The sequence below is a fragment of the Candidatus Poriferisodalis sp. genome (assembly GCF_965214215.1).
Lineage (GTDB): Bacteria > Actinomycetota > Acidimicrobiia > Acidimicrobiales > Poriferisodalaceae > Poriferisodalis.
Genome location: NZ_CBDCBD010000003.1, coordinates 180,008 through 192,820, shown reverse-complemented (window position 1 = coordinate 192,820; position 12,813 = coordinate 180,008). Strand labels below are relative to the sequence as shown.

The following is a 12,813-nucleotide window of genomic DNA, read 5'->3' as shown; positions in this document are numbered from 1 at the left end:
ATGGGGTATCGAACAGCAGAGCTGCCCGACGTGGATCTGGACGAATTCGCAAAGATCCCGTTCTTCGAACGGATGAAGCTGCTCCAGCTCCACTGGGTCGAACACGGCTTCGGGACGCCGAAGCAGACCGGCACGTTCTACGCGTGGAAGATCTTCCTGTACGCACTGTTCGGGCTCATCGTCGCCGGCGCCTTCACTGCGGGGCTCGAGTTCAACGACATCGGCGGCTGGTGGGACGAGCCGATCCTGTATCAGAAGCTGATGATCTGGACGATCCTGCTGGAGGTCACGGGATTGGCGGCCACCTGCGGCCCGCTGGCGTTCCACTTCGATCCGCCCATCGGCGGAATCCTCTACTGGTGGCAAAACGACACGCTGCGCGTCCCGCCGTACCCCAACCGCGTGCCGCTCACCAAGGGCAACCGACGCACGCCATGGGACACCGGCCTGTACAAGCTGATCCTGGCCAGCCTGATTCTGCTGCTCGTGCTGTCGCCTCAGCCTGTTGACGGGTTGCCCGAGGGCAGCGCCGGGGTACTGCCGCAGTGGGCGGTGCTGATCTACTGCGGCCTGATCTTGTTGATGGGCCTGCGCGACAAGATCATCTTCCTGTCGTCGCGAGCTGAGCAGTACGTGCCCACGCTGCTGTGCTTCGCGCTGTTCTCCAATTTCGTCGACATGGTCATCGCGGCGAAGGTGTTCATCGTCATCATCTGGATGGGCGCTGGATTCTCCAAGATGCAGCACGGCTTCTCTTCGACGGTGTCGATCATGGTGCAGAACACGCCTTGGGTCGTGTGGGACAGGTTCCGCAAGGCAACCGTGAAGGACTACCCGAACGACATCCGACCGTCGAGAACGACGCACCTGCTGGCGCACATCGGCGGCACCACCTGCGAGCTGATCATGCCGCTGGTGCTGCTGTTCTCCCCGTGGGGATGGGCGACGTGGATAGCGATCATCTCGATCTGGATGCTGCACACGTTCATCATCTCGACGTTCCCCTTGGCGGTTCCGCTGGAGTGGAACGTGTTCTTCATCTTCTGCGCCGCGTTCCTGTTCTCGAACTTCCATGCCAGCGACGGCTACGCGCCCTGGGACATGGAGCCGGTGTTGCTGGTCACGGTGCTGGTTGCTGCCCTGTTCCCCATCGTCCTCGGTGCGCTGGCGCCCCAGCACGTGTCGTTCCTTGTGGGGATGAAGCAGTACGCGGGCAACTGGTCGGCGGCCACGTTCTCCTTGCGCAACAAGGAGATCGAAGACCGGATCAACGACAAGATCGTGAAGTCCGCGGACAATCAAATCGACCAGCTCGAGCCCCTGTTCGGCCCCGAGATTTCCGAGATCTTCATTCAGAAGGCTGTTGCGTTCCGCATGATGCATCCCATGGGCCGGATGCACATCTCGGGTCTGATGTGCCACGTTGACGATCTCGACAAGCGGATCCAGCGCGAGGGCGAGTTCTTGAGCAACGTGCTGACGGGCTGGAACTTCGGGGACGGGCACTGCCTCGACGAGCGGCTCATCGCCGCCTGGCAGGAGCGCTGCGAGTACGAGCCCGGCGACGTCATCGCGGTGTTCACCGAATCGCGGCCGGCGTTCACCAACATCGTGCAGTACCGCGTCATCGACGCGGCGCTGGGCACCGTGGAGAAGGGTTTCTACCGTCACGACGACGCCTACAACAGCCAGCCGTGGCTGCCCGACGGTCCGATCCCCCACACGGTGACGTGGCGCCAGGAGGGCTATGAGCCCCAGGGCGTGCCCCATCCCGGCAATGCGCGCAAGGTGCCGTCCATCGCCCACGACGGGACCTGGCTCATCCCTCGGCGGAGTGCCGTAGACAGCGGATGATGCAGTGACATCGGCCATAGTCGTCGGCAGCGGACCCAACGGGCTCGCCGCCGCGGTGCACCTGGCCCGAGCCGGCGTCGAGGTCACGGTGCTCGAAGCGGCGCCCGAGATCGGCGGCGGCGTCAGGAGCGCCGAGATGATTGTGCCGGGCCTGGTTCACGACCAGTGCTCGGCCGTTCACCCGATCGCTGCGGCGTCGCCATTCCTGCGCTCGCTCGACCTCGCAAGGCTCGGCTTGCGCTGGCGAGCGCCGATCGTCGATTGTGCCCATCCCCTCGACGACGGCTCGGCCGGCTTGCTGTACCAGTCCATCGACGACACGGCCGCTGGTCTTGATGGCGACGCGGCGCATCGCACAGCAGGACGCAGCGGTGCCAGTTGCGCTCGGAAGGCGGGGCGACTGAGCGGCGACGGGGCGCGCTGGCATCGGCTCTTCACTTCGCTGACCTCCGACTTCGACCGCCTCTTCGCCGACATCAGCCGGCCCTTGCTCGAGGTGCCGCGCGCTCCGGTGCTGACAGCGCGTTTCGGCATGGCGGCGCTGACCCCCGCAGCCGTTGTGGGCCGACTGTGGCGCGGCGAAGCGGCACGAGCACTGTGGGCGGGAGTTGCTGCACATACGTTTTGGCGTCTGGATCATCCGATGACGAGCGCGGTCGGCCTCATGATCTTGGCCGCGGGCCACACGCATGGATGGGTCGTCGCCGAAGGTGGATCCCAAGCCATCGCCGACGCGCTGGCCGCAGACTTGGCGGCGCACGGCGGCCGAACCGAGACCGGTGTGCGGGTCGGGTCGGCGGCCGAGCTGCCACCGGCTGACTTGCTGTTGCTCGACGTGTCTCCGTCGGCAGCCGCCGACATCTTGGGAAAGCGGCTGCCGCCTCGAGTCGCCCGCGCGTACCGGCGTTACCGCCACGGGCCCGGAGCATTCAAGGTCGACTTCGCCATCGAGGGCGATGTGCCTTGGCGGGCGCCGGGCGTGGCCGACGCCGGCACGGTGCACCTCGGTGGGGATGCAGCCGAAGTGATGGCCGGAGAACTGGCCACCCACCGCGGCCACATGCCCGAGCGGCCCTTCGTATTGGTCGGCCAGCAGTACCGAGCCGATCCCGGCCGCTCGGTCGGGAACATTCATCCGCTGTGGACCTACGCCCACGTTCCCCACGGCTACGACGGCGACGCCACCGAGGCGATCATCGCCCAGATCGAGCGGTTTGCGCCCGGCTTTCGGGACCAGGTAGTGGGCATGGCAGTGCGTTCGACCACTGAGATGTCGGTGTACAACCCGAACTACATCGGCGGTGACATCCTGAGCGGTGAGTCGTCACCCCTCCAGCTGCTGTTTCGACCCCGTGTCGCTCGCGATCCCTACTTCACCGGCGTGCCAGGCACCTACCTGTGCTCGGCGTCCACCCCGCCAGGCGCAGGCGCACACGGCCTCTGCGGTGCCAACGCCGCCACCCGGGCTCTGGCCGCATACAACCCGCCCTCGCGCCGACCGGCAGAGCCTTGATCCGAGGACCGCAGCGGGTCACATCGCCGTAAGGGCCATCAACCACCTCGGTGACGAAGTCATGAAGGTGTGCCGCGTCCCCAGCACCGCCTGACGTCGCCGGCGCCTATCGGCGACGGGCCGGCAGCTGCGTCAGGGCGCGATTCGGAGGGCTTTGCGTCGTCCGGAGCCGTACCGGTAGATCCGAAAGTCTCGGTCGAGCGAGACCGCCGCGGTGATGCCCAGCCGCTCCATGACAGCCCAGCTTGTCCGGCCCGAGAGCGAGAAATCCTGATTGCTGACCCGAGTTTGAACCGCGCTCTCGCTGATCGCTGGCTGCCGTACTGTGAGTAGGCATGGTGCATCGGACCGATGGTGGGGTTCCGAATGCGCGTCGAACACTGGCGGCTGCGCTGTTGGCGGCTGTCTTGGCCGGATGCGGCGGAGGGTCGCCTGACGGTGGAATCGGCCAAGACCTATCAGTGCGGGCCGAGGCGACGACGAGCGGCACAGCCAGCACCGATGGTGAAGCCGTCGCCACATCTGCTGACGGCCCGGACGTCGGCGGCGCCAAGTCCGTTCCGGAGGGCATCGACGGATCCGGGCTTGAGAACTGCGACAACGTCGACCAGATCACGTCAACGATGCCAGGCCCTCTGCGTACCACTCAGAACTATCCGTCTGGGTTTCCGGCAGCGGTCACCGACTATGGCAGCCAGTTCGACACGTTCGGCGGCTATTGGCTCGACCGCGACAACGGCGGAACGATGATGGTCGGCTTCACCGACGACACCGAGCAGCACACAGCGGCGTTGTCGGCATTACCGCCGTCTACCGAGTACGGCGACGTCGAAGACATGACCCCTCTGGGACAGCGTGACGATCTTGTCCTCGAAGTAGTGCAGGTCACATTCAGCGAGGGCGAATTGATCGTCGCGGAGGAGCAGATCAGCAGCGCGACGTGGGATCAAGAACTCGGCATCTACGGCTACGGCATCGACGTCAAGCGGAACCGGGTGAATCTGGATGTTGTGAACCCGCCTCCGGGTGCGTTGGCCGAGATTGCAGCAACAGTGCCGCCAGAGTTCGGACTCGGTGTCGTCTGCGTCGAGTTGACGATCACGGCCCCGCCGCCCACCGGATCGCTGCAGGTGCTGCCCGACTTGAACGACCCCGATCCCGTGGTCAGGTGCTGGGGAGCGCCCCCGATGCCGTACTCGGAATTGACTGCATGGCAGTCGATCGATGAGGTCGACCACCCTGCCGTCGACGTGCTGCGGGCCGAGCTCGAAGCACGCCTCGTCGATCCGTCGCCCCGACCGCTGGCCCAGGGCGACTGGGCCGTCGTCCACATCGGCGAGGACTTGGTGCGCTTCGTACTCGACGGCGGCGAGTGGGAAGAGAGCGCAGCGGTCGAGCGCCGCGGCGACCGGTGGCTGTGGGCGGGGGAGGGCTCCGGGCCGCGCTGCGAGCCTGCTGTAGTCCTGCCCGAGGGCCTCGGCCGTGTCGAAGTGCAACTGGACCCCGACAATCTGCCCGGCCCGGACGGCACTGAGATCATGCTGCTCGTCACCGAACAGGGCTGTGCCAACGGTCGTGAGATGGGCGAGGCGCTGCGAGGCCCCGAGGTTGTCGAGACCGACGATGCCGTGGTGGTGTCGTTCGCCGTGGTGCCCGTCGCCGGCGGCGCAAATTGTCCCGGCAACCCGCCGACCTCGGTGACGATCACCTTGAGCGAGCCCCTCGGCGACCGTGCCATTCAGGACGGCCTGTACTTCCCGCCCAAGACGGTCACCATCGAATCGCCGTAGGCCGGTGCTCCTTGCATGAGCAGGCGGCCAGCCCTACAGGTCGAACACGCGGCGGGCGTTGTCTCCGATAAAGGCCCGCTGTCGCTCCGCAGGGAACATGTCGACGAGCTCGTCGAGGTCGAGCACGTATTCCGGCGTGTGGTCGGCGTGGGGGAAATCGCTGGCCCAGATGAACCGGTCGTACCCGTAGCGCTGTGCGAGCGAGGGGATCGAGCGTTCATCGGGATCACACGAGATCCACACCTGCCGCATGAAGTACTCGCTGGGCTTCATCTCGAGCGGCACCCGAGTGCCCGTGTAGGTGTGGCCGTACACGGCGTCGATGCGATCCAGGCAGTAGCCGAGCCAGCCGCCGCCTGACTCGAGCACGAGCACCTTCAGCTCAGGGAATCGATCGAATACGCCGTAGTCGAACAGCGACACGAATTGGTGCCGCACACCGTCCGACGCCGTCATCGACGCCGTGAGACGCAGCTCGCGCACATGCTCCCAGGTGCCCATTCGAGTGCCCTTGGTCCACTGGGGCTCGAACGTGGGATGGATGGCGAACGGCACGCCGAGATCCTGCGCAGCTTGGAATACCGGGTCGTGGTCGGGGTGGCCGAGCGGACGCGTCGAATGGGTGAACGGCGCCACGAAGCAGCCGCGTGCTCCGTCGGCTACTGAGCGCCGCAGCTCGGCCGCTGCGGCGACAGGATCGGTAAGCGAAATATGGGCGACGGGAACGAGCCGGTCGGAGTGATCCCGGCAGAACTCGCAGATCCACCGGTTGTAGGCACGTGTGTACGCCTGGCTCAGCTCGGCGTCTTCGAGTTCGGCTTCCCACAGCAGCCCCATCGTCGGCAGCAGGACCGCGATGTCGAGGCCTTCGGCATCGAGCAGCTCGATTCGCTGGTGAGGGTCCATGGCGCCGAAGGGGATCTCTCCCGCGTATGTGCGATCCGGGTTGAACATGATGTCGGGCAGATCGGCTGCGCCCATGGCGCCCAGCGTCGAGACCATGCCGGGACGGGCCAGCTTGCTTCGCTGGTTGTCGATCATGAGCACTTCGAGGCCGCGCTCCGGCTCGATCTCGATGCGCAGCGCCCGGTCCTTGTAGCGATCCTCGAGGTACTCCTCCCACAGGTCGGGCGGCTCGAGGATGTGGCCGTCGGCGTCGACTGCGCCGGCGTGCGCGATCTTGTGCACCTCGTGCATGTGGCGCTGCCCGCCTTCGGCGGTGATCTGTTGCTGGACGGTCGTGGTCATGATTTCCCCCGTAAACCCTGATACCCGTTCGGATTCTCTCACGTCCCGGCTCGGCCGTCAGCGGAACGGCGGCGAACCGGCACCGCTCGGCGATTCCTAGGCGCAGCGACGTCACATCGGCCACAATCGCGGCGTCACATTCGGCATCAGGGGAGGACAGCACGATGAGCGAGAGCAGCGGCAATCCCGCAGGACGGTTGGCTGGAAAAGCCGCAGTGATCACCGGCGGCGCGAGCGGCATGGGACGCTCGACAGTCGAGCGATTCCTAGCCGAGGGGGCCTCGGTCGTCATCGGCGACCTCAACGCCGACGCGGGGCATGCGTTCATCGAGGAGCTGACCAGCGCCGGACTCGGCGATCGCGCCCGCTTCACACGGACGGATGTTTCGGTGGAAGACGACGTGGCCGCCATGACCGAATTGGCGGTCGAGGCATTCGGCCGGCTCGATGTCGTGTTCAACAACGCCGGCATCGGTGGGGCGTTTGGACCCATTACCGAGCTGGAGGTGGACGCTTGGGACGAGACGTTCGCGATCTTGGTGCGGTCGGTGATGTTGGGCACCAAACACGCTGCGCGGGTCATGGTTCCCCAAGGCACTGGCGGCTCGATCATCAACACGGCATCGATCGCCGGGGTAGGCGGCGGCGCTGGCCCGCAGGCCTATTCGGCGGCCAAGGCGGCCGTCATCAGCCTGGCTCAGACGACCGCGCTCGAGCTGGCGCCACATCGCATACGGGTGAATGCCATCTGCCCGGGACTGATCTTCACTCCGCTGATGCACAGCGGCAACGAGGCCCAGGCCGAAGAGGTCATGGCCGAGTTGCAGCCATGGCCCGACCGTGGCGAGGGCACCGACATCGCAGCGATGGCCTTGTTCCTCGCCAGCGACGACAGCGAATTCGTGAGCGGCCAGCAGTTGGTGGTCGACGGCGCGATGCTCGCCGCCGGACCGCGCGTCCACGGCAAGATGCACAACTCCCGCAACCTGCACCGCATGTCAGGCATGGCCTACGGCACCACCGGCAAGACAGCATCCGTCCGCCGCCTCTGACAGAGGGCTCAGCGGGGACGGTTCTCGTTCAGCTCGTCACGAAAATCAGGGTGGGCAATCGAGATGAGCAACTCGGCTCGCTCGCCGAGCGAACGCCCCCGAAGCTCTACCGCGCCGAACTCGGTCACGACAATGTCCGCCACATAGGAGGGCAGCGTCACCGGAGCGCCATGTTCGAGGTGCGGCACGATGCGCGAGATGCGCCCGCCTGCCGCCGTGGACGGCATCGCCACGATGGCTCGGCCGCCGGTCGCCACGCAGGCGCCGAATGCGAAGTCCGGAGCCCCGCCTGGTCCGGAGATGTAGCGGCCGCCGATCATCTCGGAGTTGGCTGAACCGTCGAGCGCCATCTGCACGGTCGATTGCAGCGCCACGAAGTTGCGTACTTGGGCGATGCCTTCGATGCCGTGGCTCAGTGTTCCGTTCACCAGATTCACCGCCGGATTGCGGTCGACCCAGTCGTACAGCCGACGGGTGCCCATCACCTCTGCGGCGACACTCACGCCATCGCCCAGCGGCCCCTTGTGGCGATTGTCGACCGCGCCGCTGTCGATGAGGTCGATGCAGGCGTCGTTGATCATGCCGCCGTGCAGTCCGAGGTGCCGACGGTCGGTCAGGCTCGAGAGCACCGCATCGGGGATCGAGCCGATGCCGAACTGCAGTGTGGTCCCGTCGCCGATGAACTGACCGACGTGGGCAGCAATGGCCTCAGCGGTCTCATCGACGACAGCGGGCGCCAACTCGGCGAGGGGCTCGTCAACCTCGACGAGCACATCGAAGTCGGTTCGGTGACATTCGCCCTCGCCGCAGACATAAGGCATCTGCGGATTCACCTGTGCGATCACCAGCGAGGCGGATTGCAGCAGTTCGACATGACCGCCGACCCCGGTGCCGAGGCTCATGGCGCCATCTGCATCGGGTGGGCTGGCTTGGCACACCAAGACGTCGGACTCCAACCCGCCGCCGGGTCCGACGAGCCCGGTGATGTCGGAGTATCTGGCCGGGACCACGCTGAAGTTCGGGTTGTCTCCCACGTCGCGAAACGCACCGCTGGGCTGCAGCGACGTCCAGCGGAATGGATTGCCGAGATGATCCAGTGGGCTAGGGCGGTCGAGCAGGAAGGCGCTGACGAACTCGATGTGCTCGAAGCGGTCGTGTGCAGCGTCGATTGCGGCGAGCAGGCCGAAGGGCGTGGCCGAGCCCTGCGCGACGTAGACGCGTGACCTGCGCCCGATGCGCCCGATCGCATCGTCGACCCCAATCTGGGTGCCAGCACGACTGCCGGCGTTGTCGAGACGACTCTTCGAACTCATGGCCGTGCTGCTCCTCTTGCGTTGGGGATATCCGGACGAACTGTAGGAGGCGAAGCGCTCCGGGAACGCTGCGAACGAGAGCGGAGACGTGCGACCAACGGTGGCAAGATTCCTGCTCATGACGACCCAACCAGCCGATCTCAGCACGATGCCCGCACTGGAACTGGTCGAGGAGCTCACACCCGATGTGGCCGACGCCTCAGTGGAGGCGGACGATCGAGCAGTAATCGATCGTGCCGCGTCGTGGGCTCGCGACTATGTCGCGCCGCGCGCCGAGTCGTGGGAGCGAGACCGGCGCTTCGCGGTCGAAGCCTTTGCGAGCGCGGCCGACCACGAGCTGTGCGGATTGCTGGTGCCCACCGGCGACGGCGGATCGGGCATGACCCAGATCGGGCTGGCGCGTGTTCTCGAGGAGGTTGCCGCCGCGGATTTCGCCGTCGCCTTCGCGCTGGTGTGTCACAACAACTTGGCGGGTGCCGTCAGCCGGCGCGCTGGGGCGGATTTGCGAGATCGGGCGCTGTCGTCGCTCACCAGCGGGGAGCAGCTGGGCGCCTTCCTGCTCACCGAGCCAGGCGTCGGCAGCGACGCTGCCAAGATCACCACCTCGGCGCGCCGAGACGGCGACGAATGGGTGCTCGACGGCGAGAAGGCCTGGGTCAGCAACGGCACCGCAGCAGAGTTGCTGTCGGTGTACGCACAATCTGATCCTGATGCGGGTCATCGAGGCATCCTCACCTTCCTCGTCGACGGCAGCACCGACGGCATCGAGCGCTCGCAGGGTTACGAACTGAGCGGCGCACACGGCATCGGCACCAACGGCATTTCATTTGACGGCTGCCGCGTGTCCGACGCAGACGTGATGGTGCCCGTCGGCGAGGGCTTCGTCGCTGCGATGGAAGGCATCGACATTGCCCGGGTGCTGGTTGCGGCTATGTGCTGCGGCATGCTGCGCACCGGGCTGGCTACCGCAGTGTCCTACGTGCGCGAGCGCCAGGCATTCGGCGGGAGAATCGCTGACCTCCAGGGGGTCCGGTTCCGGCTGGCCGACGTGGCCACTGATCTCGAAGCGGCTCGCCTGCTTGCGTATCGAGCGGCGCTTGGGATTGCCGAGGGTCGTTCCGCCGGGGTTCACGCAGCTCATGCCAAGAAGTTCGCGACCCGAGTGGCCGAGCGCAGGCTGGCCGACTGCATGCAGGTCATGGGCGCCGTCGGCGCGCGCCGGGATCATCCCCTGCCGCGCCACCTCGCCGCCTCGAGGCTGACGCACTACGTCGACGGCGCGACCGAGATCCAGGATGTCGTGATCAGCAGGTCCCTGCTCGACTGAGCAATGGGTTGTGCCGTTGAGCGAAGCTGCGGCGCGGGAATCTCGGTGTCTTGATCAGCGGCGCATCGCGGTGCCTTCAGGATCCCAGAGGCAGCCGTCGACAAGACGGGCGGCGCGTCGCTCGCCAACGATCTCTATGTCAAATTGGACGCCTTCATGAGCAAGTTCGGCTGGCACGTAGCCCATGGCGACCGACACGTTGCTGTGATGAGCGAAACCGCCCGAGGTAACCCAGCCGACCGGCTCTCCGTCGCAGTAGATGGGCTCGTCACCGGCAGCGTCGAACCCTGACTCATCATCGGGCCCGTCGAGCGCCCATGTGCGCAGCGCCATCGCGTCAGCGGGAGCGTGCACGTACCCGCTCGGCACCTCGCCGAGGCCGTACTTGTTGATGAGGGCCGCCCGCCCGACGAAATCTGTTCCGTCGTCGGAGGCCCGTGCGAACCTGACGAAGCGGCCCAGACCTGCCTCGAATGGGTCGTAGGTGGGCCGGTATTCGCGGGCCCAGCTGCCGAAGCTCTTGTCCAGTCGGAGCGAGTTCAAGGCATGAAGGCCGAACAATCGAAGGCCGTGCGCAGCGCCGTGCGCGACCAGCAGGTTGAACACGTGCTGCAGGTGGCCTGCATCCATCCACAGCTCGTATCCGAGTTCTCCCGTGTAGCTCAACCGTCCGCACAATGCGCGCGCCCAGCCGATGTCGAGCTCGGTGAAACTGCCGAACGGCATCGTCTCGCCGCTGACATCGGCGTCGGTGACCTCTGCCAAGAGCGCCCTGGACTTGGGCCCGGAGATCGCCACCCCACACAGCGAAGTGCCGAGTGTGCGAAGCCGCACCGGGTCACCTCGTGCTGTGGCTGCCGAAGCCGGTCCATCTGGCGCCGTGGCTGCCCAATCGAGGAGGATTGCGTCGAACCAGCGTTCGTAGTACCGCTCGGCGACGCCCGAACCGAAGATGATGAAGCGTTCACCGGTCGACGCGTTCCCCGTAGCGCCGCCGGTCACGGTCCCCCACGGCCCGTCGGAGGATCCGTGCGCGGCGGGCAGGCAGGCGATGGTCAGGTCGCCGGTGAGATTCCCGGTCTCGTTGCACATGGGGGCGAGCGCGATGCGGCCCGGCCGCGGCAGTCTTCCCGCGGTGAGGTGCGTGAGCCACGCCCGCGCTCGGGGCCCTTCGACCAGGAACTTGGCGAATCCCGACGTCTCCATGAGACCGACGTCGTTGCGGACGGCGTACACCTCGGATCGCACATGGGGCCAAGCGTTGGAGCGCCCGAAGGTGACGTCCTCGACAGCTCCCGCTTCGGGTGCGAACCACAGGGGCACTTCGAGGCCATAGGCATCGCCGAAGACTGCTCCGGCCGCCCGCTGGTCCTCGTATATGGAGGTGGTTGCGAGCGGGCGGCCCTCTCCGAGGAATTCGTTCGGGAACCGGATGCTGAAGCGCCGCCGGTAGTTCTCGCTCACCTTGGTCGCGGTGTAAGAGCGGGTGGCCCAGTCGCCGAACCTGGCGATGTCCATGGCCCACACGTCGAATCCTGGATCGCCGCCGGTCATCCAGTTGGCGAGCGCGAGGCCCACGCCGCCGCCTTGGGACAGGCCTGCCATCACAGCGCACGCGGACCAGAACCCCGGCAAGCCCCGGATCGGGCCGACGAGAGGGTTCCCGTCGGGAGCGAAGGTGAAGGGCCCATTGACGACGCGGGCGATGCCGACATCTGCAAGCACCGGAAAGTGCCTGAACGCGGTGTCGAGCGAGGGAGCGATGCGCTCCAGATCGGGCGTCAGCAGGCGCTTGTCGAAGTCCCACGGCGTCTGCCGGCGCTGCCAGGCGACTGCAGCCTGCTCGTAGGTGCCCACGAGCAGGCCCTGTCCTTCCTGTCGGGTATAGATCTCGCCGCCGAAATCGATCGAGCCCATCAGCTCTTCGCCCGTTCGCTCGTTGTGAGCGACGATCTCCGCGACGGGCTCGGTGATCACGTAAGTGTGCTCCATGGCGAGCACAGGCAGTTCGAGGCCCACCATGCGTCCGACCTCGCGCGCCCACAAGCCTCCGGCGTTGACGACGTGCGTCGCCTCGATCCAGTCGTCACAGCCGTCGGGATCGGTCGTCACCGATGTGCCGGCGAGATCGCCGCGGGAGGTGTCGTACAGCCCGACCCGCCAGGCGCCATCAGTGGTGCGTTCGATGCGCCGAGCCCACGTGTGTCGGCGAACTTCTGCTCCCGCTGACATCGCGGCTCTGGCGTAGGCGTACGTCACTCCGGTTGGGTCGACGTGGCCATGGTCGATGTCGTGCATCGCGCCGACGAATTGACCGGGATCGATGATGGGCATCAGGCGGGCGGCTTCGTCGCTCGAGATCATCTCCGAGGAGATGCCGAGGTAGCGACCTCGCGCATCAGTCATCCGGAGCCAGTCGAGACGCTCGTGGGTGTCAGCCAGAAAGACGGAACCGGTCACGTGGATGCCGCAGTCCTGGCCCGAGAGCTCTTCGATCTCGCGGTACAGGTCGATCGTGTACTTCTGCAACTGTGCAACGGTCGGGTCGGAGTTGATCGGGTGCATGCCGCCAGCGGCGTGCCACGTGGAGCCCGCTGTCAGCTCAGAGCGTTCCAGCAGCACCACATCGGTCCAGCCGGCACGGGTCAGGTGAAAGAGCACCGACGCGCCCACGACGCCGCCGCCGATCACGACGGCCTGCACTCGGTCGGTCATC

Annotated in this window: 8 protein-coding genes; 5 read left to right on the top strand and 3 right to left on the bottom strand. The window is 66.3% G+C overall.

All coding sequences use genetic code 11. The features are described from left to right. The 3 genes from ACOOF5_RS03430 to ACOOF5_RS03420 all read left to right on the top strand — a co-directional run bounded on the left by ACOOF5_RS03430 (nt 1) and on the right by ACOOF5_RS03420 (nt 5,157). On the top strand, nt 1–1,854 hold the full coding sequence (locus tag ACOOF5_RS03430) for a DUF3556 domain-containing protein (protein ID WP_420436643.1): 1,854 nt from the start codon (nt 1–3) through the stop codon (nt 1,852–1,854). Between the two features lie 4 nt (nt 1,855–1,858). Further along, nucleotides 1,859–3,367, top strand: coding sequence for a phytoene desaturase family protein (locus ACOOF5_RS03425; protein ID WP_420436641.1), 1,509 nt, complete (start codon nt 1,859–1,861; stop codon nt 3,365–3,367). A 335-nt stretch (nt 3,368–3,702) separates the two neighbouring features. Beyond that, on the top strand, nt 3,703–5,157 hold the full coding sequence (locus ACOOF5_RS03420) for a hypothetical protein (RefSeq protein ID WP_420436639.1): 1,455 nt from the start codon (nt 3,703–3,705) through the stop codon (nt 5,155–5,157). Between the two features lie 33 nt (nt 5,158–5,190). Here the strand turns inward: ACOOF5_RS03420 and ACOOF5_RS03415 are convergent, their stop codons facing one another. Next, on the bottom strand, nt 5,191–6,405 hold the full coding sequence (locus tag ACOOF5_RS03415; protein WP_420436637.1) for an amidohydrolase family protein: 1,215 nt from the start codon (nt 6,403–6,405) through the stop codon (nt 5,191–5,193). A gap of 164 nt (nt 6,406–6,569) precedes the next feature. Between ACOOF5_RS03415 and ACOOF5_RS03410 the strand changes: the two genes are divergently transcribed. After that, nucleotides 6,570–7,457, top strand: a complete 888-nt coding sequence (locus ACOOF5_RS03410) for an SDR family NAD(P)-dependent oxidoreductase (protein WP_420436635.1) — start codon at nt 6,570–6,572, stop codon at nt 7,455–7,457. Nucleotides 7,458–7,465: 8 nt separating this feature from the next. Here ACOOF5_RS03410 and ACOOF5_RS03405 read toward each other — a convergent pair whose 3' ends face one another. Beyond that, nucleotides 7,466–8,770 carry an acetyl-CoA hydrolase/transferase family protein gene (locus ACOOF5_RS03405; RefSeq protein WP_420436633.1) on the bottom strand — a complete coding sequence of 435 codons (1,305 nt, stop codon included), beginning with the start codon at nt 8,768–8,770 and terminating at the stop codon, nt 7,466–7,468. Nucleotides 8,771–8,888: 118 nt separating this feature from the next. Here ACOOF5_RS03405 and ACOOF5_RS03400 point away from each other — a divergent pair, with 118 nt between their 5' ends. Next, on the top strand, nt 8,889–10,097 hold the full coding sequence (locus ACOOF5_RS03400) for an acyl-CoA dehydrogenase family protein (protein WP_420436631.1): 1,209 nt from the start codon (nt 8,889–8,891) through the stop codon (nt 10,095–10,097). Between the two features lie 54 nt (nt 10,098–10,151). On the opposite strand, the gene ACOOF5_RS03395 is transcribed toward ACOOF5_RS03400, so the two are convergent. Then, the gene (locus ACOOF5_RS03395) at nt 10,152–12,812 is read right to left on the bottom strand and encodes a GcvT family protein (RefSeq protein ID WP_420436629.1); all 2,661 of its coding nucleotides are present in this window, start codon (nt 12,810–12,812) and stop codon (nt 10,152–10,154) included. Nucleotide 12,813: the final 1 nt, after the last annotated feature.

What these genes read in the sequence shown, in the direction of transcription:
- ACOOF5_RS03415 (WP_420436637.1), bottom strand. Translation starts at nt 6,405, where the DNA reads ATGACCACGACCGTCCAGCAACAGATCACCGCCGAAGGCGGGCAGCGC.
- ACOOF5_RS03410 (WP_420436635.1), top strand. Translation starts at nt 6,570, where the DNA reads ATGAGCGAGAGCAGCGGCAATCCCGCAGGACGGTTGGCTGGAAAAGCC.
- ACOOF5_RS03405 (WP_420436633.1), bottom strand. Translation starts at nt 8,770, where the DNA reads ATGAGTTCGAAGAGTCGTCTCGACAACGCCGGCAGTCGTGCTGGCACC.
- ACOOF5_RS03400 (WP_420436631.1), top strand. Translation starts at nt 8,889, where the DNA reads ATGACGACCCAACCAGCCGATCTCAGCACGATGCCCGCACTGGAACTG.
- ACOOF5_RS03420 (WP_420436639.1), top strand. Translation starts at nt 3,703, where the DNA reads ATGGTGCATCGGACCGATGGTGGGGTTCCGAATGCGCGTCGAACACTG.
- ACOOF5_RS03430 (WP_420436643.1), top strand. Translation starts at nt 1, where the DNA reads ATGGGGTATCGAACAGCAGAGCTGCCCGACGTGGATCTGGACGAATTC.
- ACOOF5_RS03395 (WP_420436629.1), bottom strand. Translation starts at nt 12,812, where the DNA reads ATGACCGACCGAGTGCAGGCCGTCGTGATCGGCGGCGGCGTCGTGGGC.